The 21,790-nt window shown below is 51.6% G+C and carries 22 protein-coding genes and 1 pseudogene; 16 read left to right on the top strand and 7 right to left on the bottom strand.

Annotation, left to right across the window (positions count from 1 at the left end):
• Positions 1–93: 93 nt before the first annotated feature.
• Positions 94–1,515 (top strand): CPBP family intramembrane glutamic endopeptidase, encoded by a 1,422-nt coding sequence (locus D8M23_RS10010; RefSeq protein ID WP_126854644.1) that lies wholly within the window; start codon positions 94–96, stop codon positions 1,513–1,515.
• A gap of 188 nt (positions 1,516–1,703) precedes the next feature.
• Positions 1,704–3,023, top strand: a complete 1,320-nt coding sequence (locus D8M23_RS10005; protein WP_094758792.1) for a M18 family aminopeptidase — start codon at positions 1,704–1,706, stop codon at positions 3,021–3,023.
• Between the two features lie 145 nt (positions 3,024–3,168).
• Here the strand turns inward: D8M23_RS10005 and D8M23_RS10000 are convergent, their stop codons facing one another.
• Positions 3,169–3,498: a hypothetical protein gene (locus D8M23_RS10000; protein WP_126854643.1), complete on the bottom strand. Its 330-nt coding sequence runs from the start codon at positions 3,496–3,498 to the stop codon at positions 3,169–3,171.
• Between the two features lie 233 nt (positions 3,499–3,731).
• On the opposite strand from D8M23_RS10000, the gene D8M23_RS09995 reads away from it, so the two are divergent.
• Both D8M23_RS09995 and D8M23_RS09985 read left to right on the top strand, forming a co-directional pair.
• On the top strand, positions 3,732–4,418 hold the full coding sequence (locus D8M23_RS09995) for a hypothetical protein (RefSeq protein ID WP_126854642.1): 687 nt from the start codon (positions 3,732–3,734) through the stop codon (positions 4,416–4,418).
• 530 nt (positions 4,419–4,948) lie between these two features.
• A complete protein-coding gene (locus D8M23_RS09985) occupies positions 4,949–5,710 on the top strand; it encodes a DUF6261 family protein (RefSeq protein WP_126854640.1) in 762 nt (253 codons plus the stop codon).
• Positions 5,711–5,829: 119 nt separating this feature from the next.
• Here the strand turns inward: D8M23_RS09985 and D8M23_RS11765 are convergent, their stop codons facing one another.
• Positions 5,830–6,096, bottom strand: a complete 267-nt coding sequence (locus D8M23_RS11765) for a hypothetical protein (RefSeq protein ID WP_161971668.1) — start codon at positions 6,094–6,096, stop codon at positions 5,830–5,832.
• Between the two features lie 70 nt (positions 6,097–6,166).
• On the opposite strand from D8M23_RS11765, the gene D8M23_RS11980 reads away from it, so the two are divergent.
• From D8M23_RS11980 to D8M23_RS09940, 7 genes are all read left to right on the top strand, one after another.
• Entirely contained in the window at positions 6,167–7,582 is a 1,416-nt protein-coding gene (locus tag D8M23_RS11980; protein WP_202976137.1) for a hypothetical protein, read from the top strand.
• Between the two features lie 5 nt (positions 7,583–7,587).
• Complete coding sequence (locus D8M23_RS09970) at positions 7,588–7,959, top strand: hypothetical protein (RefSeq protein ID WP_023132775.1); 372 nt, start codon at positions 7,588–7,590, stop codon at positions 7,957–7,959.
• Positions 7,952–8,503: an RNA 2'-phosphotransferase gene (locus D8M23_RS09965; protein WP_002924189.1), complete on the top strand. Its 552-nt coding sequence runs from the start codon at positions 7,952–7,954 to the stop codon at positions 8,501–8,503. The genes D8M23_RS09970 and D8M23_RS09965 overlap by 8 nt, the downstream gene beginning before the upstream one ends.
• 38 nt (positions 8,504–8,541) lie before the next feature.
• Positions 8,542–8,751 (top strand): hypothetical protein, encoded by a 210-nt coding sequence (locus D8M23_RS09960; protein ID WP_002924190.1) that lies wholly within the window; start codon positions 8,542–8,544, stop codon positions 8,749–8,751.
• 159 nt (positions 8,752–8,910) lie between these two features.
• Entirely contained in the window at positions 8,911–9,684 is a 774-nt protein-coding gene (locus D8M23_RS11975; RefSeq protein WP_202976136.1) for a hypothetical protein, read from the top strand.
• A gap of 8 nt (positions 9,685–9,692) precedes the next feature.
• Complete coding sequence (locus D8M23_RS09945) at positions 9,693–10,184, top strand: Imm6 family immunity protein (RefSeq protein WP_004190956.1); 492 nt, start codon at positions 9,693–9,695, stop codon at positions 10,182–10,184.
• 14 nt (positions 10,185–10,198) lie between these two features.
• Entirely contained in the window at positions 10,199–10,657 is a 459-nt protein-coding gene (locus D8M23_RS09940; RefSeq protein ID WP_233129311.1) for a hypothetical protein, read from the top strand.
• Between the two features lie 117 nt (positions 10,658–10,774).
• On the opposite strand, the pseudogene D8M23_RS09935 reads toward D8M23_RS09940, so the two are convergent.
• Positions 10,775–11,497 (bottom strand): annotated as a pseudogene (locus D8M23_RS09935) (ISL3 family transposase); the annotation flags it as partial.
• Positions 11,498–11,633: 136 nt separating this feature from the next.
• Here D8M23_RS09935 and D8M23_RS09930 point away from each other — a divergent pair.
• Entirely contained in the window at positions 11,634–12,416 is a 783-nt protein-coding gene (locus tag D8M23_RS09930) for a transposase family protein (protein WP_094758338.1), read from the top strand.
• Between the two features lie 89 nt (positions 12,417–12,505).
• Here D8M23_RS09930 and D8M23_RS09925 read toward each other — a convergent pair whose 3' ends face one another.
• Both D8M23_RS09925 and D8M23_RS09920 read right to left on the bottom strand, forming a co-directional pair.
• Positions 12,506–13,264, bottom strand: coding sequence for an ABC transporter permease (locus tag D8M23_RS09925; RefSeq protein WP_126500696.1), 759 nt, complete (start codon positions 13,262–13,264; stop codon positions 12,506–12,508).
• Positions 13,257–14,243: an ABC transporter ATP-binding protein gene (locus tag D8M23_RS09920; protein ID WP_126854639.1), complete on the bottom strand. Its 987-nt coding sequence runs from the start codon at positions 14,241–14,243 to the stop codon at positions 13,257–13,259. Before D8M23_RS09920 ends, D8M23_RS09925 begins: the two co-directional genes overlap by 8 nt.
• Before the next feature lie 432 nt (positions 14,244–14,675).
• On the opposite strand from D8M23_RS09920, the gene D8M23_RS09915 reads away from it, so the two are divergent.
• Positions 14,676–16,292: an ATP-binding cassette domain-containing protein gene (locus tag D8M23_RS09915; protein WP_238693846.1), complete on the top strand. Its 1,617-nt coding sequence runs from the start codon at positions 14,676–14,678 to the stop codon at positions 16,290–16,292.
• 444 nt (positions 16,293–16,736) lie between these two features.
• Here the strand turns inward: D8M23_RS09915 and pdxT are convergent, their stop codons facing one another.
• The gene (gene pdxT / locus D8M23_RS09910; protein WP_126854638.1) at positions 16,737–17,363 is read right to left on the bottom strand and encodes a pyridoxal 5'-phosphate synthase glutaminase subunit PdxT; all 627 of its coding nucleotides are present in this window, start codon (positions 17,361–17,363) and stop codon (positions 16,737–16,739) included.
• A gap of 223 nt (positions 17,364–17,586) precedes the next feature.
• Positions 17,587–18,498 carry a pyridoxal 5'-phosphate synthase lyase subunit PdxS gene (gene pdxS / locus D8M23_RS09905; RefSeq protein ID WP_126854637.1) on the bottom strand — a complete coding sequence of 304 codons (912 nt, stop codon included), beginning with the start codon at positions 18,496–18,498 and terminating at the stop codon, positions 17,587–17,589.
• A gap of 383 nt (positions 18,499–18,881) precedes the next feature.
• Between pdxS and D8M23_RS09900 the strand changes: the two genes are divergently transcribed.
• From D8M23_RS09900 to D8M23_RS09890, 3 genes are all read left to right on the top strand, one after another.
• A complete protein-coding gene (locus D8M23_RS09900) occupies positions 18,882–20,522 on the top strand; it encodes a Na+/H+ antiporter (RefSeq protein ID WP_126854636.1) in 1,641 nt (546 codons plus the stop codon).
• Between the two features lie 53 nt (positions 20,523–20,575).
• Positions 20,576–21,178, top strand: coding sequence for a hypothetical protein (locus tag D8M23_RS09895; protein ID WP_238693845.1), 603 nt, complete (start codon positions 20,576–20,578; stop codon positions 21,176–21,178).
• 72 nt (positions 21,179–21,250) lie between these two features.
• Positions 21,251–21,655: a hypothetical protein gene (locus D8M23_RS09890; protein ID WP_126854635.1), complete on the top strand. Its 405-nt coding sequence runs from the start codon at positions 21,251–21,253 to the stop codon at positions 21,653–21,655.
• Positions 21,656–21,790 lie beyond the last annotated feature (135 nt).

Below are 21,790 nucleotides of genomic sequence, written 5' to 3'. Positions count from 1 at the left end.
ATTTACCGCTAAAATACCCTGTAACAGTCACTTAGACAACCCCACGGCGCAACGTTGCGTGAGCATCGAAAAGTTGCAGGAGCGGCATAGATTATGAGCACTAATTCGTCGGAGCCCAAACGGCACCCCGAGCACAACCACCACGCAGGCACAAACCAACAGAGGCCGCAGGATACGAGGCAAAAATCACCTAAATCATCCACTACTTCCCCAGCCCCTGAGACCACCTCAGGGGTTACTGATGTGCCCTGGAGCAGCTCCAACACCGCTGCTCAACGCGCCGAGAGCACCGCCTCGGATTCGGGCAGTGAGCAGGGCCCCCTCCAAGCAGCCCCCGTCAGCCCCGGGGATGATCCTCGGCCGGTGTCGCAGCTGCTTGCCCTGCCGCCGCTAACGGACGCTATTAAGCAGGTCTCTAAGAACCCCGAGAACCCACCGGCGCACGGCTCGTATGCGGTGCCCGTATATAACCTCGACCCCAGCCTCACCTCCGATATGTCGGCCTCTGTCGAGCGTACCCTGCCGTATCACCGGTTGGCCTTTGCCGACGGCCGTTCCCGCTGGTTCACGCCCCTGCTGGAGGGCCTGGTGGCTCTGGTAGTCTACGTGGTTCTGATTACTCTGTTTACCGTGGTGATGATGAGCATCCCACTGATCATCCGTGCCGATAAAACAACTGACTTCGGAACCTACATAAGGGACGATGTGCTGAATGATCCGCTGGCTATGTTCTTCGTATTCGGTTCAGTTGCTCTTATGTTCCCCGCCATACGTGTTGCACGCCTGATTTTCGGTCCCCGTCCATGGGGCCTGGTGCACTCGGTGCAGCGCCGGGTCCGCTGGTCGCTTCTGCTGACGGCGCTGGTGGTTGGTGCCTTCTGCTATGGGCTGTACACCCTGCTGACGCTGATGCTGGACGGCTTCTCATCCATCGGTTTCCACCACAAGCAACCGCATGAGGTTGCCTTCTGGCTGAACATGGTGTTGCTTCTTGTTCTGGTGCCATTGCAGTGCTACGCGGAGGAACTGGTATTCCGCGGCTACCTGATGCAGACCATCGGCCGGTGGCTCAAGAACCCGGCGTGGGCGATTCTGCTTCCAGCCCCCCTCTTCATGCTTGCCCACGACTACGACCCGTGGGGGCAAGCCTCAATAGTGGTTATGGCGGTACTCGCGGGGTTCCTCTGCTGGTACACGGGCGGCTTAGAGGCAGCTATTGGCATGCATGTGATGAATAATATAACAACGATGGCGATGGGTATATTCGCGAACACGGACCCGCTTCAGATGCAGAGCAGCGGCACTCCCACCGATTTCGCGATGGTGCTCGCCACCGAGGTTCTCTACACGGCGGCCATCTGCTGGTTCACGCACTACCGCGGCTACCTGCGCACTGCCACGTTCACTGTGCAGGATCCGAAGCAGAGCCACGCGCCCGTGCAGTTCTCGCCTGCCCAGGCCTCTCAGGGGCACTCACCCCAGTCGCCGGAACAGCCGAAGCAGCAGGGGAAGTAACCTCCCAAAAAAGCTCACGGTGCGGTGTGCTGGTGCGGGCTGAGAACCCACACGGGCGCACCGCATGCATCATCTGGTGTTTCGGTCTGAGTCTCTTCACGCGGGGTAAAGCAGCATTTCTTGCTTTTACCTCACGTGAAGAGGCTTTTTAGTACCCCAAAACTCTCGCGTGAAGGTAGGCTTAAAACATGAGTGTAGACGCAGTGAAAAACATCGAAGACCTAGCACAGTTCGTTGAGGACTCGCCGGTTTCTTACTTGGCGGCGCGCACCGTGGCGCGGCGCCTGCAGGGGGCCGGGTTTACCGAACTGACCGAGTCTGAGACGTGGCCCGACTCCGCCGCGACGGGGCGCCATTTTGTGGTGCGTGACGGCGCGATTATTGCGTGGGCGGGCGGGCGTCAGGCGTCTGCGGCGAGCGGCTACCGGGTGCTGGGTGCACACACCGATTCGCCCGCGCTGAAAGTTAAACCGAAATCTTCGCTCACGGTTAAAGGCTGGCACCAGATCGGTGTTGAGAACTATGGTGGGGGGCTGCTGAACTCGTACCTTGACAGGGAGCTGCGTTTGGCGGGGCGGCTGACGGTGCACGAGGGCGGCACCCTGCGTGACCGGTACGTGTGCACGCCGCCGCTGGCGCGCATCCCTCAGCTGGCCCCGCACCTGGACCATAAACGGAACGAACTGGTTCTTGATAAACAGTTCAACCTGTACCCGATTTGGGGTATTGATCCGGGGCAGAACGATGTGCTCGCATACTTGGGGCGGCACACGGTCGATGAGGGCGGCGACGTTGACCCCGCCACCGTGGTCGGCTACGACCTGCTGACCGCCGATTCTCAGCCGGGGCGCCGGTTTGGGCAGCACGGCGAGTTTTTTGCCTCCGGCCGGCTGGATAACCTGTCGTCGGTGCACGCGGGGCTGTGCGCGCTGGAGCGGTATGTGGCCGATAATGCCGACGAGCACGCATCCCACACCGTGATGCTCGCCGGGTTCGACCATGAGGAGGTTGGCTCGGAAACCCGCAGCGGCGCGGCTGGCCCGTTCCTGGAAGATGTGCTGGTGAGGCTGTCGGCGGCACGCGGCGAGAACACGGAGCAGTACCGCCGTTCTGTCGCCTCCTCGGTGTGCCTGTCGGCGGATGCGGGGCACCTGCTGCACCCGAACTATCAGGGCCACCACGACCCGGTGGTGCAGCCGGTTCCCGGTGCCGGGCCGCTGCTGAAGATTAACGCGAACCAGCGGTACGCCACAGACTCGGTGGGCGCCGGTATTTTCGCGGCGGCATGTAAGGCGGCACGGGTGCCGTATCAGGAGTTCGTGTCGAATAATAATATGCCGTGCGGTTCCACCATCGGGCCTATCACCGCCACCCGGTTGGGGATGCGTACCGTGGATGTGGGCGTGGGCCTGCTGTCGATGCATTCGGCGCGCGAAATGTGCCACGTTCACGACATGGCGTACCTGACCCGCGCGGTGGAAGGCTTCTACCGGTTACAGGGTCTATAACCGGACTGCTGCATAGCGGGACGGCGCAGGCGGCGGCAATGACGGCACAACATAGTGCATGGTTTTGGCATTTTTGTAATGCTCCCATCCTTACAAAACAACCGAAACCGTGCACTATATGAGTGCGTGGTGAAGGATTAAATACTTATGGTAGCCGGGGAAGCATATGACGCCGTAAGTAAGCAGCAAAACGAGGAGCTTCAGCTCTTTCAAGTGCCCCGCATAAGTCTGCTTCACCATATTTCTTAATGAAATATCTTTCTTGGAATAAATATATTTCTGCGAGGTCTGTAGACGACAATGTGAGGGATTCTTGAGTTGACCTACCGAGATGCGGTTCCACAAAATCCATCAGAAGGTCGTCAGTGCTGATAGTTACATAGGGTAAGGGTTCGTCGGTATTTTCGCTCGTTTCCCAGTAATCCAGGAGAGCTTTGTCGTTGGTGACTAAGTAGTCAATATTGTGCTTCACCATTGCTGCATGTATATGAAGGTCGTTCTTATCGGGGTATCCATGTATTGAGGAGATGGGGTAACCTTCTAACACGAACACAGATTTACCTATCTGCTCTCTAACCTTCACCCGTGCAGCATCATTTCCAGTTGGGTTTCCTCTAAGCCAGTGGTACCCCCACTCGTCGAGAATATTCTGTGTTGTGTGTATATCGAAGTACTTTTTAATTAAGAAGGAAATGGAGGATAACAGAAGTGACTAATAAAATAGATTTTTTAAACGAATATAGTTTATCTAGTTCAAGTGTAGAAATTGTGACGGATGAAAGCCAAATTGTAGAGGCTCCAATTCCAAATTTTTGGAAAGAAGCACTTTTGTTAGATAGTTTGGAAGAAAGAAAAGAAAAAATTCTTTCAGTGTGGAAAGAATATTCTTCTTCTGATTTGCGAAACACAATTTCTTATTTAGGCGATTATTTAAAAAATATAGACTTGATTTGTTTAGACGGCGAATATTCGCTTTTGTATGCGATTTTGACTTACCAAACAGGAGAAGAAATCTATTATGAAGGGAAGCAACCCGTTACAGTTGAGGTGCTGAAACAAAAGTTTGGAGAAAACGCACCAACTATAAAACAATCAATAGCAGATTTCTATACTCATATCCACAACGGTTTTTATGATTATACAAGTAAAAGCATGGGGATTGATAACCTTAAAAATGTGAACTCTATGGCAGATTATGACTGGGAATATTTGCAACAGTTAGACATAGATTTAATCCCACTTTATAATTTTTTCAGTAACGGTATGGGGGAATACGTTGTTTTAGACATCGAAAATGGAAACACCTATTTATGGTCGTCAAGAGAACTTCCTAAAAGGCAGTCTGACTTTTGGGCTTTGGTAGACGAATGGATTATAATTGGATTAGATTTTTAAAACAGAGAGTATAATTTGTTGGTACCCTAAATGTTAATCAAGAAAAGTATAACATTTGGGGTATTTTTGTTATTCAATACAATTTACCTTGATATCTTTTCATATTATGCTATACTAATTTTATTACTTTTGGGAAGAGTAAGTGTTGAGGGAGATTGGGAGAGGCATGATTTGCTTTTATCTCATACTTGCTTACTCTGTCCGACCCTCGGACGGGGTCGACTAGTTTTGGTTTACTTCGTCAGAGGCTCAGATTGTTTGTCCGTGTTCTCATTCGCACACACCAACCCTCTGATTGTGTGGATTTGTTCTCATTCAGACAATCTGACCCTCGGAAAGAGTGCCCGAGTTCTGATTGACTCCGTCAGAGCCTCAGATTGTTTGCCCTTGTTCTCATTCGCACAATCCGAGGCTCAGATGAGGCAAATCTGTTCCAGTTTACTCTGTCAGAGGGTCGGACAAGCTCTTTTCAAAAGTAATGACCATATCCGAGGGGGATCGGATAAAAATGAAAAAGAAAAGGTGGATATATGCCAGCAAAACAAACATTATTAAATCTGCAAACGAGCAGTTTACGCTATGCCGAGTTTTCTCAGTTTATCGCGCGTTTCTTAGACGATGTCGAAAAGGAAAACTTGGATGTCAAGAAAGAAGAAATCTTGTCTAACTTGCTGGGGCAGCTAAAGACTAATTTGCCTGCTTATCAAGCATCGCTAGGACAAGTTCGGGTGAGTGAAAAGTCCAGCACGATTACCGAAGCCGACCAGTTGCGGGATGAAGATTTCCAAGCGCTACGCGAAGCAATTAAACCCTATCGCAATAGTCGCCGCGAAAACGAAAAGGCAGCTTATAAGACTTTAGACTTGCTTTTCGACCAGTACAAGAAAGCGACCAAGGTTTCCTATGAAGAAGAAAGCGCGCTGTTAAACAGTCTACTAGAAAAACTCAGAAAAGCTGAATGCCAATCCGCTATTGAGACTTTGGGGATTGGGCGCTTTATGAATAACTTGACCGAAAGCCAAGCGGCTTTTGAAAAGGTCTTCTCTGACCGCTCACAAGAAAATCTCGCTAAAGTCAGCTTTGACACCAAGCAACTGCGCAAGGACTTGGCAGTTCCTTACCAACAACTAAGCGACTATGTAGCTATTCTAGCTCAGTTGAAAGAAGACGCTATTTACCAAAAGACCTTATCTGTCCTCAACAACAGCCGCAAGTACTACGCCGATGTCTTGGCACGCCGCAAGGGCAAAGATAAGAAAGAAGCGAAAAAGGTAGAAACGGAAACAGAATAAAAAAGACGCTCCACTTACTCATAAGTGGGGCGATTTCTCTCTTTACGCCGTTTGGCTTCTCATTCCAGTTTTGCCCAATTAGTTCACATACTTACACCACCACGGAGCACTACAGTATTTCAGATATTGTCAATAGCGACAAGACCCCGATACCCGCCGCCAAGGAACTCTACGATGCCAAACTCAAGCTGGCAAAAGAAGGCTTGGCGAAGATTGAGAAAGAAGACCATGAGAAGTACGAAAAGCTCAAGGGTTTGAGCGACCAACAACTCATGGAAGCCATGTTTCCGACGCAAGTCGGCGAGTATGAGCGGGCGCGCTCGACTTGGAAGGAGAACAACAAGGGCTGGTTGCAGTGGGTTGAAATTGATAGCAGTGGGTGCCATTATCGCGGGGAGTGTCCTGAGCGGAGGCACACTCGCTCCTATCCTTATCGGAGCAGGGACAGCTTACCTGGTGGCAGATAGCGGTTATCAGGCGGTTAGCGGGGAGACCATTTCGGGGAAACGGCTGACTGACGGGGAGCGTATCTGGGCAGGTGTGGACGCAGTCTTGACGGCAGCGACCGGTGGCTTTGCGACCTATGCCAGCGTGCTTGCCAAGACAGGGAAAGCCGCCTCTACGACGGTACAGACGGTAGGCAAGGTTGTCAATTATGCCGATGATGCCAATGACGTCGTCCATACGGTGTCTGCAATGCAGGATGACCCCTTGGGCGCAGCACTCCAATTTGGAATAGGGCGTGCGATTGGTCATGTCTCGAATGTCTTAGGCAATAAAGCCCGAGCAAGATTTGGCAAGGGTGGCAGTGGAGCTGATGTGGACTTGCCAAGTAGTGGGAAAGGTGTGGATCTGCCAGCGGGCAATGCAGGCTTGAAGACCCATGCGGACACAGATGTGGATCCGTCTACGCTTGGTACAGGCAAGAAGCCAAAACCAGAGATTCAGACGCCCCAACATCAAGAAATACCAAGTCCAAGCAAGAAGCCAGAGCTTGATGTGACGAAGACAAGCAAGCCTGAGATTGACCGTGCAAGCAGTCCAGAGATAACTGGTCCAAGTAAGAAGCCAGAAATTGATACCACTAAAACGGCGAAACCCGAGATTGACAATCCAAGCCGTCCAGCGGTGGATAAGACCAACAGCAAGCCGAGCGAGATTGATACAGGCAAGACGGTGAAACCGGAGGTCAGCCAAGCTCGTCCGAGCGAGGTGGCGTCACCAAACAGTCGTCCAAAAGAAGTGGATGTGACCAAGAAGCCAGACATTGAAGTGACTCGCCCAGCCGAAGTCAATCCGACCAAGGTTAAGCCAGAAATGGAAACCAAGGTCAAACCGGACATTGACGCTGCGGCAGCTAGTGCTAGTGCCGTTCCGAAGGTCAAGGCGCAAGAGCCCGACCTCCCCAAAGTCGGACAACCCGAAGTCACTCCTGATGCCGGCAAGAAGGTGCAGAAGCCAGAAGAGGTGGATACCGAAGCAACTAAGGCTGGTATAGGAATGTCGGAAGATGCAAATTATGCACAAAAGACATATGGTCACTCGTTCAGTCAAGAAGGACAGAAAATATATTCTGAATTAGCAGGGGAACCTATAAAAACAATTGATGATTTAGTTGATGCAATAAAATCGGGTAAAATAGATATTAAAGACTTACCGGTTGAATATATCAATCGTGATGGAAATACTTTGATATTGAATACTCGTACATCACAGGCTTTAACTCAATCAGGTATTCCTAGGAGTGATTGGCATACGATTGATAGGACGGGAGAAAAGTTACACGAGACTTTGCTTGACGGACAACTACAAAGAAACAAACTCACTTCAGAAGGTATTAAAGAAGTTAGACCAAGTAACAGAAAAGGATAATAAATATGACATACAAAACAGAATATGTTTTACCTATGTTTTCTTCAAATTTAGAAAAAGAGCCTGAAATTCAAATAACAGGTTTGGAGGTTGCAATTCGGATTTCAGGTTATGATGATGAGGAACAATTTAGTGAAGTTCTACTAAAATTTCAATCAGTCTTGGAATTTACTCGGACATCCTCAAAATTTGGAATAACAGAGGGTTCTTATGATACAGTCATTAAAATTGAAAATTCTAAAAGATTAGCGGAGTTAAAAGAAACAAATGAAAGGGACTATGCGTTTTGGTCTCCTAATCATTATGCTTTTTACCTAGACGGCTCAGGTTTCTTTCAAATAATTGCTGATAGTTTTGAGGTGGAAAGGCTTGTTTGATTATACAAAACTTAGTAGAGAAGTATCCTATATATTAAGACATAATCCAGATAAATATGGTATAAAGCTGGACTCGGAGGGGTGGTGTTCAGTTGATGATTTAATACATAAATTATCAGAAACTCCTTTATGGAAAGGACTTACAAGAGATGACCTTGAAACAATGATAGAACTATCTGACAAAAAGCGTCATGAAATAAAAGGTGAAAAGATTAGGGCTTTTTATGGACATTCAATAAAAGACAAATTATCTAAAACAGCCAATAAACCACCGAAAGTTTTATACCATGGAACAGTTCAAAGATTTTTAAATCAGATTTTACAAACTGGGCTAATTCCAAAAGAAAGGCAGTATGTTCATTTGTCTTCTGATGTGAGTACAGCAAAGCAGGTAGCTTTGAGAAGAGATGACAGAGCTATCATTTTAGAAGTTGCTGCCCAGTCTGCTTGGGAAAATGGTGTAAAATTTTATATTGGGAATGAAGATATATGGCTTTCTGAGCCAATTCCTAGTGAGTATATTTCTATTATTGAGGATAAATAATCTTTTTATGACTAGAAATAGAAAGAAAGGGGAAAAGAATGTCCGATAAATCAATGAAAATGACAATGATGACAGAACAATTTGAAAAGGGCGATAGCGGAGAAACAGTAGAGGGCATTACTCTCATTGTTGACGGTGTTGTCAAAGACGTGACAGATATTCTTAAGGAAACAAAAGGATATAATTCAACCTTAGACTTAATTCAAGATGCTATTGTTCGTGGATTGGCTGAAATCAGGGAGTCATAGTTTTATTTAAGAGGACGTTAGTCCTCTTTTTTGTTATACTGGAAAGTGTAGGGGAACAAAATGGAAATTTTAAACAAGTACATTGACAATCCAATCCGAGATTAACAACTCAAGCCGAGCGAGGTGGCGTCACCAAACAGTCGTCCAAAAGAAGTGGATGTGACCAAGAAGCCAGACATTGAAGTGACTCGCCCAGCCGAAGTCAATCCGACCAAGATTAAGCCAGAAATGGAAACCAAGGTCAAACCGGACATTGACGCTGCGGCAGCTAGTGCTAGTGCCGTTCCGAAGGTCAAGGCGCAAGAGCCCGACCTCCCCAAAGCGGGACAACCCGAAGTCACCCCTGACGCTGGCAAGAAAGTGCAGAAGCCAGAAGAGGTGGATACCGAAGCCACTAAGGCTGGGAAGGTTGAGGAGGAAGATACAAATTGGGGCCCAGATGAAATTTCGCGTTTACGAGAGGATTGGGGAGTTCCAGAAACTGACACACTTGCTGTTGCAAAAACAGATATAGAAGGTCTAGAAGACATAGTATTTAAAGGAGGCTCTCCAAGAGTTAGAAAAGAAGCTGGTCTAGATGATTTAGATGTGTTAAAACCAGATAGAGCGATTAAAAGTTCTGGTAAAATTGCGTCTGCGACTCGTCATGCCGAGGAAGATGTGGCAAATGAGTTCGTTGAAGCTGTGGAAAAAGCAGGTTTATCAAACGAAGAAGTTAAGGGAGTCTTACACTTGTATCAATCAAATCCAAGTGGAGTATGTCCTACTTATTTAAGTGGTTTAGGTAATCCCGATAAGGCATCTGGAGTAATAAAACAACTAAGTGAAAGATACCCAAATTTAAAGATAAAAGTATCTTCCAATCAAGTTGAAGGTGTCCGAGTGACAGGAAGATCAAACTTTACTGTTCAAAACGGGAAATATGTTGATTGAGGTGAAAAATGGAAAATTATAAATTAGCAAACTTCATGCAAATCTTGACGGAGTGTTTACCGTCATATTTGAAGAAAAAGGAAGATATTGTTTTTGTCAAAAAGACGCTTGAGATGACGCAAGATTTTCTTTTGGATAAAGAAACGGTGTCTCCTGACGCTTTATATGACCGCTTGGAAAATATAAACGAGGAAGATATTCTTACTTATTTTGACCTTGACAAAGAAAGTGCTCCGTCAGTCTGGGTCTGCATAGCAGACTTTGTGGCTTATATCTGTAAATTAAGCTACGACGAAAGTGGCGAAAAGTATCTACCCGAGACGATTGAAGCGGTGGATGAAGCGACCTTAACAGAGTTTTTTACTCAGTACAAGGAAAATCTTTCTCTGTTTTCAGATTTGTCAGTGGCGGCTACGACTGCTTTGCAGGAGAAAGAAGTTGATTTGACAGACGAAGCTGTTCATACCTATTATGTACAGTTGTTTGGAGATGATAAATAATCATGGAGCTAAACTTGATTGTTAAACAAGTTCTGCTTGATATTGACTTCATCAACCGCTATGAGGCCTTATCAAAAGAATATAGTCCGGAGAAATTAAGAAATAAAACACCGTTAAAATATCTTGACGGTGAGTTAGTTATGGATATGATTTCAGAGGCTGGCTATATTCCCGGTTTTGACCCCAAAGAGAAATTTTTTAAATTTTATGAAAAGATAGAAGATTATCGGTTCGGTCTGCATATTGTACTTTATAATGGAACAGTAGAGCTCATTTGGGCTGTTAAAGATAAAGAAAAATCAATTGCAGGCATGCCGTGGGGAATTTATTCTAGATTGATGATTGACCCAGACTATCGTATCAAAATGCCCAATTTCAGTGACTACGACGAATTGGAAGATATTTTAAAAACAGCTTTTAAGATTTATGAGGATTTCAAACAAGTCTTTTTAGAAATTGCTGAACAAAAATAGATGTCGAAAGAGGGCAATCGCCCTCTTTTTTGCTATACTGGTATCAGCGGGGTGGAGTAGATGATAGATAAAATAGATTTTTAGGCTTTTTGTCAACTGTAGTGGGTTGATAAAAAGTTACAACCTGGAGAGGACCAAATTGGTTCTCTCCTTTTTGATATTCAAAGCAATGAGAATTCTCGTTTTAAAATTTTCAAAGTTCCGGAAGCCAAAAGCATTTCGCTTAATGACTTTGATGAGGTTATTTGTGGCCTCAAGTTTTGCGTTTGAGTAGGGAAGTTCAAGTGTATTAATGATCTTATCCTGATCCCTCAAAAAGGTCCTAAAAATGGTCTGGAAGATAGGATTCACAGAAGAAATGGACTCTGTGATCAATTCAAAGAAATAGTCAGCGTGCTTCTCTTGAAAATGAAAGAGTAAAAGCTGATAGAGTTCATAGTGATCTCTAAGATCTTGAGAGTAAGAGAGAAGTTTTTCGAGAATCTCTTTATTGGTTAAATGCGGCCGAAATGTTGGATGATAAAATCGTTTACTGCTCAGCGTATAGTTATCCTGTTGAATGAGTTTCCAGTAACGTTTCAGTGCTTTATATTCGTGCGCTCTCCTATCAAACTGATTCATAATTTTGATGCGTACGCGATTCATTGCTCGACTGAGATGCTGGACAATATGAAAGCGATCGAGAACGATTTTAGCATTTGGAAAAAATTTTCTAGCAATATCGTAGTAGGGACTAAACATGTCCATGGTAATGACTTTCACGCGACTTCTTACCTGTCTAGAATACCGAAGGAAATGATTGCGAATAGTTGCTTGAGTCCGTCCATCTATGAGGGTTATTCATTAGGGGCGTGACACCCCAACCGCCTAACCACTCTTCACCACACAGAAAAACAACGACCCCTCACCTCTTGTCCACGTATGATGGTGAAATACCAAAACCAACCACCAACCATACACGCACAGGTAGGAACCGTTGCCTTCTCACCGTACCACCGGCCTGAGACCAGCACAATTCACGACCCTCCTAGCACTCCTGACCAACACCCTCACCTGGAATACTCCGAACACTAAACCTCATAAACTCACCCTCACCCAGGGGCTGAAAGCCACCCTGCTGTATCTACGCCAGAACCAGACCGAAGAGTTCTTAGCCGAAGACTTCGGAGTTTCTCAACCAACGATCAGCCGCATCCTGAACACGATAGAAACAGCACTGCTACACGTCTTAGCCCCAGCAGTACCGCCCATACCTGAAACCCTGCTGCAGAGTTCTGGGACCGTGATCGTCGACGGCACCCTCGTGCCCACCTACAACTGGCATGGTCCAGGAATGCGCCTATACAGCGGTAAACACCACTGTGCTGGATTCAACCACCAGATTATCTGCACTCTAGATGGTGTACCCTTGGTGATCACCTACCCCGTACCCGGGGCACACCACGACACGTTTGCGTACCGGTGGCACGGATTGGACAGATTCTTAGACCCGCACGATACTCTGGCCGATAAGGGCTACCAAGGACTAGACCTGATCACCCCGGTGAAGAAACTACCCGGCGGAGAACTCACCGACGACGAGAAACACCTGAACCGGCACATCAATCACCACCGGGTCGTCATCGAACGCGTGATCGCACACTTCAAGTGTTGGCGGGTACTCTCTAGTACCTTCCGCAGACCCCTCACCTCGTACCGGAGAGTGTTCTCGGTGGTGCGGGCACTGTTTTTCTGGATACAAAACCACCCAAATGAATAACCCTCATAGATTAATGTTGTTTTTGCCGCAGAAATAGTACCTATACCTTCAGTAGACCCTGTGTGTGAAGAGCGGCCACACCACCACTGCTAGTCCCTGCGGGCCAGTGCCCACAGTGCGGATGCGCATCCCAGAAGGCCCCAGAAACCGACGACTATTACGTCCAGGATCTGTATCGGGCCGATGTTGAAGAGGGTGGCCCTCATAAGGTTTGCCGCAGGCGCGAATGGCAGGAACTGATGAACATGCGCGTACCACTCGGGCAGCCGTTCGGGCGGGTAGTTAATCGGCGCAAACAGTATAACCATGAAGACAATCGTCTGTGTCACGATCGTCAGAAGTGACGCCGGAATCCAGTACGCAAGCATAAACCCTAATACCGCCATAACAACTTGAAGCGCGAACACAACGGCAATAGCGCCGATACTCAGGTTCACATCAAAACCAAATTTGAGTTTCGCGGCTACACCGCCCGCAATAATGCCGGGAATCGCGAGAACCGCCCAAACGAGTATGTCAGCCGCCAGAATCGCCAGGCGCGGAACCGGAAGGGACCGCTGATAGTCGAACATGCCGTTCGTCTTAGTGGTAACGATAATCTGGGGAGCTATTACACACCCCATAGAAATGAGGGTCACCGTTACCGTGCCGGATGCCAGATATTCTGCAGAATTCCGGTCAAGATGCGGCATGAAGACCGAGATGCCGTAAAGAAGCGCAAAGGCGAAAAGGGCCTGCACCACCGCAAAAAGCGGCGCGTTGATGGCGTTACGAATCAGTGACCAGCGGATTAGCTCGACCGTGGCACGTACCGTCGAAATTCGTGAGGGCACGAGGGTGCTAGTCATGGTTAATCATCTCCTCATAGTTATCGGCCAAAGACGCCGAGCCTATGCGATAGCTTTCGACGCATCCCGCACGGATTCCTGAAAGTACATGGGGTAAGGCCAGCTCAAGCTCGTCGGTACTCAGGGTGACGGTAAACTCCTGGGGGATAGTGAAATCGCCCTCTGCACGCTTCTCAATATATTCCGTATCTGATATATTCCCTGGTGAAGGGGATATTTTTACATCTAGCACGCTGCTAAGTTCTTGAAGGAACTCCGGGGTAGCCGTGATGGAGAGCGTACTTTTTGCTTCCTCCAAACCCAGCGCGCTTGTCGGTTCATCACGAACTAGCAGCCCCTTGTTAAACAGCAGGTACCTATCGGCGTGACGCTCCACCTCCAGGAGGTTATGAGTCACGATCAGCACCGTGGCACCCTGCTCGGCGCGCATCCGCAGCATCCTCCACAGCAGTTCACGGCGCACCGGATCAACATCGTTCGTGGGCTCGTCAAAGAGGTAGATGGGGGCGGGTGCGGTAACCGCCATACCGAATGAGGTGAGGCGCTTAATCCCGCCCGAAAGCTTATGCCCCGGCCTGCCCGCCCAATCCCCTAAATCGAGAGTATCGAGAGTTTCCTGAACCGCCCGCTTCGCCTGCTTCGGCTTCAACCCGCGAATACGAACCGCCGTCGCTATCGCCTGGCGCGGGGTCACCCCCTCCAGGGACGACGTTACCTGCGGCATGATCGCGCATATCTGCCGAGCCTGTGTCGGATGCGCTATCAGGTCCGTGCCGCCGTAGCTGATGCTGCCCGCATCCGGCTTGGTCAGGCCCACGATTTGGTTGAGAAAAGTTGTTTTACCGGCGCCGTTGTGCCCTATGAGGGCCGTGACCTCGCCGGGGTCAAGGCGCACACTAATATTGCTATTGGCCGTGGTGGCACCGAAGGTTTTGGTGAGGTTATTGATGGTGAGTGCGGGCGCGGTGTCTGTACTCATAAGGTGCCCTATCTGCTGCAGGATACTGACGGTACCAGTAGCATAACGGCGGTTTTTCGGCGCACCCGTGACATTCGTCAGGGGTGCAGCAGGGGCTTGTCATCACACCAATAACCTGGTCCCGGCATAACCTGTGACAGGGCCTTTTGGGTTTTTGCGGGACTGTTTTATATTGTATTCCTCATGCACGGTGTATCGCCCGCGACAACGGGTGGCTTTAGCCGTGCCCCTGTCACCCATAAACTGTACATTTTCCCGCATATTTGTAGGGTTAAAGCGTACGATATGTGGGAAAGTGTACGATATATAACGTTATACCGTGCCTAGGTGCACACATACCGACAACGTATTCTCCCGCCGCATCAGACAGTGGGAGAGAAAGAGAACTCGGTGAAATACCTCAAACCATATTTTATATTTTGTGCTCGCGTCATGACTTTAGCCTGGCGAGTCTCATCCCCGAAAAACCTTAGCGTACTGGCCGCCGTCATTATCTCTGCGCTTGCTCTGATCGCCTGCCCCATTCTGCTGGGTTATGGTGTTCAGCGCACCCTCGAAAACCCCGAAGTTTGGCGTCAAAACCTTGCCATCCTCGTGATTCTTTACAGTATTCTGTGGCTCATCGGGCAGAGCTTTCGGTATCTTTTCTACCCTGCCTACGGGTTCATCGAGCAGAAAATGCAATCGCACCATATGGCGGATGCGCTCGTCACCAGCATCGGCGCCGACCCACGCGCACGCGCTACACTAGGCGCCTCCGAAATTGCGTATGCCGTCGATGCGCAGGCCGCATCCATTCGCGAAACCCTTGCCACCTTGTACCTCTCAATTCTGCCCGCCGGGGTTGGTTGTATCGCCGGTGCTGTCTCAATTCTGGTGATGGGTGGCGTGCCGGAGCTAGGCATATTTTGCGGGTTTGTAGCCCTATATCTGGCTGGAAGCATGCCGTTGATTGCGCGTCATCAGAAGTTTCAAGGCGAATTCTTTGACGGCTCAATGCGCAGTTTCGGCACCCTGGAAAACACGCTCCGCCTGTGGCGTGAAAGCAGAATCCTTGGGGCGGCTCCCTTTCTGCGTGACCGATACGCCCAAGGCCGCCTGCCTGTAGAAGCAAAAGCTCTCAAAAGTTACCGTTACACCATGTTGTTACACACCTGGCAGGGCGCGATGCTGTCTCTATGTCTGCTCGCAATAGTGCTCAAAACCGTATTATTTGGTGAAGGTTCTCCGGCGCAGATTACGGGTACTGCGGTGGCACTCATCGGAGTGTGCGCGGCGGCAATTGGCCCGCTCCAAGCCGTCGGCTTTGGGGTATCGACCATCGCGGTCTCGGCGGAGCGTTACCGGCAGGCGCACCATAAAATAGCCACTCCTGCCGCTGAGAATTCGGGGTATCTCATCGACTATGTCGTAACCACAGGTGAACTTTCCCTCCGCGTGGATGCACGCAACCTGAGTGAAACATCCTATGGTGTGCATACGGTGAAGCCGGGACGCCCATGTTGGGTGCGTGGCGCATCCGGTGCGGGAAAAAGTTTGCTTTTAGAACGGCTTCTTGGTGTGCGTGCGACAACTACCCCCGCTTATATGTCGATGAGCGCACCGCAAGGCACTCTTCGGTTTGTCTACTTGCCGCAGGAAGCTGTGCTGCTGGTTGGTACCGCGCATGAGAATGTGGCGTTTGGGCGCGACATTCCGGTGCATATATGCGACCGGTACCTGCAGGCGGTGGGGCTAAGCGAATTTACCTCTAGTGGTGCTCGATGTCATGACGCCGTCGCGGGTGAGAGCGGCAGCGTGTCCGGGGGAGAGGGCAGGCGCATCGCCTTGGCGCGTACTTTGGCGGCGGCCGAAGCCTTGAATGAGCAGAAAGCCCTGAGCCCCGCGACCGTCATGGTTCTCGATGAACCGACCGCCGGGCTGGATACGCCTACCCGTGCCCGCGTCTGGGAGCTGATTGAGCGAGCGGCCCATACCGCAATCGTGCTGGTGAGCACCCACGATGAGGATGCGCCCGCCCGGCAGGACGATACCGTCATTGAACTCTAATGCGGCGCGAAGTCTAGGAATGAGAGAGTTTTACCTGTAAAACATGCGGTAAAGTTGAATCAACCCTTTTCACCGGGGTAGAACACACGGCACGCATTATGAAATTTACCCCCGTGATGACTCTTAGGGTGGAGACGGCTGGAGCACCGCAGATTCCGAGCGCGCGAGGCACCAAATCTGCGTGCGGAAGGCGCGCAAGCGCAGTGGGAATGCTGTTCTACGAGATAGTAGAAACGGCTTGAGTCGATCCTCATCAGCTACATTCTGAGTTTTGCCGCTTATCTCAACCTATCGGGACTTATCTTAAAAACCCTGATAACCCCCGATAGGTCCCGATAACTTTTGCCCCCATAAAAAGAGCCTTTATGTGAATAAAGCGGTGAAAAGTACGCTTTATTCACATAAAGACTCTATTTTTATACCCGGGGAGAGGCGGGAGAGAGCCTACCGAATTAGCGAGAGCAGCTCCTCGTGCACGGTGGTATCGCCGGTGACTTCCGGGTGGAAAGAAATGCCGATAATGTTCCCGGCGCGCACACCCACAATCTTGCCCTCATGATGCGCCACCACCTGCACGCCCTCACCGGCGCGGGTCACAATCGGGGCGCGAATAAACGCCGTATCGATCACGACGTCCTCACCTGAGGGTGTAAGCCACGACAGATGAACCTGCGCCGAATCGACCTGTGAGCCGAAGGCGTTACGCCCAACCGAAACATCCAACACACCGAGCGACTGCTGTCCCGGAGCTGGATCGTCAATCACAGTCGAGAGCATAATCAGCCCGGCACAGGTTCCCAGGGTTGGCAAGCCCCCCGAAATCGCCTCAATCAACGGCTGACGCAGACCAAAAATCCGGGTCAGCCTGTCAATCGTGGAAGATTCGCCGCCGGGCAGAACCAGCGCATCCAGGTTCGCCAGCTGCTCGGCACTTTTGACGAGCACCACCTGCGCTCCCAGTGATTCGAGCATGCGCGCGTGTTCGGCAACGCCGCCCTGCAGTGCCAAAACACCCACGGTTTTGCCCGCACCGGGCAGGGCAGCCGGGGGAAGAACCTCAGTCTCGCTCATGAGCCTATCTTTCTGCAACACGAGGTTGCGCACACAATGTAGAACGTTGGGTTTCGGGCTGTGTTTGAGAGCACCAAACTCACCCGAGCGGATAACGCCTCTGAACAGAGTCGGGGGCGAAGCCCGCACCGAGCTTCACCCCCTGCACGCCTTGGCCGGGCGCCCTCACCTGAACCGAATATATCGATCGGCGAGCGCGCATTCGCCACGCGGCGGCCTATACTTACCAGCCGCGCTCCGCCAGGCGATGCGGCGCGGGCAGATCGGCAACGTTGATGCCAACCATGGCCTCGCCCAAGCCGCGCGATGCGTCCGCCACCTTGTCGGGGTCGTTGTAGAATGCGGTCGCCTTCACGATGGCCTTGGCGCGTGCCTCGGGGTTGCCGGATTTGAAGATGCCGGAGCCGACGAATACGCCGTCCGCGCCCAGCTGCATCATCATGGCGGCGTCGGCGGGGGTTGCCACGCCACCGGCGGTAAACATGACCACGGGCAGCTTACCGGTCTTCGCAACTTCGAGCACCAGGTCGTAGGGGGCGGCAAGTTCTTTCGCCTTCACGTACAGCTCGTCGGGCATGGTGCTGTACAGGCCCTGCAGCTCGGCGATCTGGCGCTTAATGGTGCGGATATGCTTGGTCGCCTCCGAGACGTCACCGGTGCCAGCCTCACCCTTCGAGCGGATCATAGCAGCACCCTCGGCGATACGGCGCAGCGCCTCACCCAGGTTGGTGGCGCCACATACGAACGGCACCGTGAACTGGTGCTTGTCAATGTGGTTCACGTAATCGGCGGGGGAGAGCACCTCTGACTCGTCGATGTAATCCACCTTGAGGCTTTCAAGAATCTGTGCCTCAACAAAATGCCCGATGCGCGCCTTCGCCATCACGGGAATCGAGACGGCGTTAATGATGCCCTCAATCATGTCGGGGTCGGACATGCGGGCCACGCCGCCCTGCGCACGAATATCGGCGGGTACGCGCTCAAGCGCCATGACGGCGACGGCGCCAGCATCTTCGGCGATCTTGGCCTGTTCGGGGGTGACGACGTCCATGATGACGCCGCCCTTGAGCATGTCGGCAAGCCCGCGCTTCACGAGCGGGGAGCCAGTTACTGGGGAATTAGTCTGTTCAGTCATGCCCCCATTTTCTCACGTTTGGTGTATGTACGCTCGCCCCGTGACGGATTTTCTGCCGCAGGGCGCGCATCTTTGTGTCTGCGCGACATGAATCGTCATATTTCGTGCTGTGGCCGGGTACCGTGACCCCCACCAACGGCCGGTAGTGGAGTAAGCAAGGCGTTGCATAGTGCCCATCTGCCGTGCTTGCACATCGGGTAGTTGAGCCTCATGCGCCTAACTGCCCATACTATTGCGTGCATCACATTAGAGCCGGTCTAACCCTATTTTAACGGTGTGCTCAGTGCTAAGGTTAGGGGCTGGGGTTGGGGTTTATTGATACGCGCCTCACCCGAACACCATGAACCAGCCACCACATCCAAAGCACAAAGGAACACACCAGTTTGCTTGAAGTCATCATTGCCCTATCGCTGGCAATTCTTCTGGGTAATATCCTCGCCCATAAAATACGAATAACCCCCGCCATTATGCTCATTTTCATGGGGCTTGTGCTGGCACTCATCCCCGTTCACGCCATGCACGAGGTGCGTGAGGCCGGGCTGCCCCCGCACGTGATTCTCGAAATCTTCCTGCCCGTGATGCTGTTCTGGGAGACCCGAAACACCTCTTGGCGTGAGGTACGTGCCCGTCTGCGCGGCATTCTGCTCTCGGGCACGGTGCTCGTAATTTTTACGGCGTTCGTTATCGCCTGGGTACTCCACACCTTCATGGGTATCTACATGTGGCATGTGGCGCTGATTATCGGTGTGGCGCTTGCCCCCACCGATGCCGTGGCTGTGGCAACGCTCAACGGCAAACTCCCCAAAGCCTCCATTACCACCCTCAAAGCGGAAGCACTCATTAACGACGGCACCACCCTAGTTCTTTTCGCGCTCGCCCTACAGCTTGCGGGCGGTCATGAGCTGGCTCTGGGGACCGCATCCGGAATGTTCTTCTTCTCGTTCCTGATTGGAACTCTCGTTGGCCTGGCCGTTGGGTGGGGTGCGAATAAGCTGCGTGCACATATCGGCAACCCCATGAACTTCAGCGTGTTCATGTTCACCATACCGTTTATTGCTTTCTTCCTCTCTGAAGAGATCGAGCCTTTTGAAGGCATGAAAGGTTCCGGAGTGGTAGCCGTGGTGGTCGCCGCCTTCTACCTGACCTACCGCGGACCGGATACCATCAAACCCCAAAACCGCTTCTACGGTCTGCCCATCTGGTCGTTTGTTTCCTATGTCATGAACGGTGCGCTCTTCGTGCTTGTGGGTGTGCAGCTGCCCAGCGCCACCGAGCATATGGAAGGCGTCATCCACGAATACAACTATGCGTGGGCTTCTGCACTCGCCGTGATTGTGGTGGCATGGCTCGTTTCCATTGCGGCGCGTTTCATCTTCCTGCACGTCACGATCGGTATTATTCGTGCCCTTGACCGTTCAGAAAAGCAGAGGCGGCTGCGCACAACCTTCCGTGGTCGTGTGGTGAGCACCTTTGCGGGGCTGCGCGGCGGTGTTTCCCTCGCGGTGGCTCTCTCCGTGCCGACTGATGTTCCCGGGCGTGACTTTATTATCTTTATTGTTGCGGGCGTGGTTCTTCTGTCGATGGTGGTTCAGGGGATGCTCCTGCCGCTCGTTATCAAGTGGGCGAAAATTCCGGTTGATACCAGCGAAGAAGACGAGATTAATGAAGCGGTGCGCACGATCATTGCCGAGTCCTTCGACTCTGTGACTGAGATCGGCCAGGAAATTAGTGCGCCGCAGGAAATTATCGACCGCATTGCCGAAGAACAGATGTACAACGCGAGTATGTACCGCAACCTGCACACCATTCGTAAGCACGGTGCGAACGCGCCGGAAGAAGCCCACCGCATTATTGAAGCGAGCGACCTTGAGAAAGAGCTGCGCCTGCGGCATTTGGAGAAGCAACGCAGCGTGCTCAAGCGCCTGCGTAATGAGCGCACAATCGATATGAACGTGCTCCACGCCATTCAGGAAATCCTGGATATTGAGGAGATACGCGTGCTCGGCCCGGTTGAGCTGGAGTAACGCAAACACTGGTAGTCGTGCTCCGCGGTTCTGTGCACGGTATGCTGGTATGCGTGAGTAATAAGCCAGCCACCTCGCAGCAGCACACACCGCAGATACCGGCCCCCGGCTCACCCACCCGCGCCACCGCATCGGGCCGGGGCGCACTTGCCGTGCACGCAGTCATCTACCTGCTTTTTGGTCTGAGCACCATCTTTATTCAAACCCCCGACTGGGGTACCGACAGGCTGCTCATTGGAGGGCTGATGCTTGCCCTCGGAGCCTCCCACTGGTGGGTTTCACGTGGAACACGCTACGGCCCGGCCACCAGTGCCACGCTCATCTCGGTTGCGCTCGTGCAGGCCGCTTCCGGGGCGTTACTAATTGCCCAGCCTGATGCACCTGCCCCAATCCTGCTGGCCACCTGCGGCGGTATTGGCCTTGGCGCCCTTCTGAAGGGCCTGCTGGGGGCGCGGTACCGCTCCGTTATCGCCGCGGCGCGTGACTGGGTGCTGGAGGGCACGGTGATGCTCGCAGCCGCACTCGCCGTACCGTTCATGGCGAACATCGGGCCGAAAGCGGTGCTGGGAATCACCGGCGGCGGGGCGCTCATAGCGGGTGTTTTCCTGCTGGTTGGTGCCCTGGGTGCACGTACCGAAGGCACGCCCGGGGCGTAATGTTGGCGCTGGATAATGGGTGCGGAACCGTGGACGCGTACACTGGTTTAGACGCACACAAAAGGAGGGTTCGTGGCTGAAGACCGCCCGCGGGGGCTCAAAGCCCAAGTGAAAGGGCCGCTGATTATTGCTGCTGCGCTTGCGCTCGCGGCATTCTTTGCGGTGTTCGTTTTTGCAACCGGAGGCACCCATAATAAGCCGAATATCGGTCTGGCTTTGGGTGTGGGGGGTGCCGTGTTTATCGTGACCCTGGTGGTGTGCGCAACCTTGATTCTGGTGGACCGCCCAAACGACCCGTCACTGGGGCAGGGCACGGGCATTAATCGTTCTTCAGCTGAACTGTATGCCCAGGCAAAAGCTAAACGAGAAGCAGCGGAACGTGAGAAAGCCCGTGCTGAGGGGAACTCACAAGCGGCCGGAACCAAAGCGGAAACAGCCGAGAATGATGCTGAGCCCCCTAAGACGACTGACAGCTAATCGGCGCGCTGAGGCGGTATGCTAAGCTGGTTCTATCTTTATGAGTTATACGCCTTATGGCGAGAGGAGCTGGTAGTGCTACCTGCCAACTCCTCTCTACGGGTAGAACAATTACCTTAGGCTCTTGGTGCTTAT

The organism is Rothia sp. HSID18067, assembly GCF_003989445.1.
GTDB lineage: Bacteria > Actinomycetota > Actinomycetes > Actinomycetales > Micrococcaceae > Rothia > Rothia aeria.
This window is presented reverse-complemented; position numbering and strand designations above follow the sequence as displayed.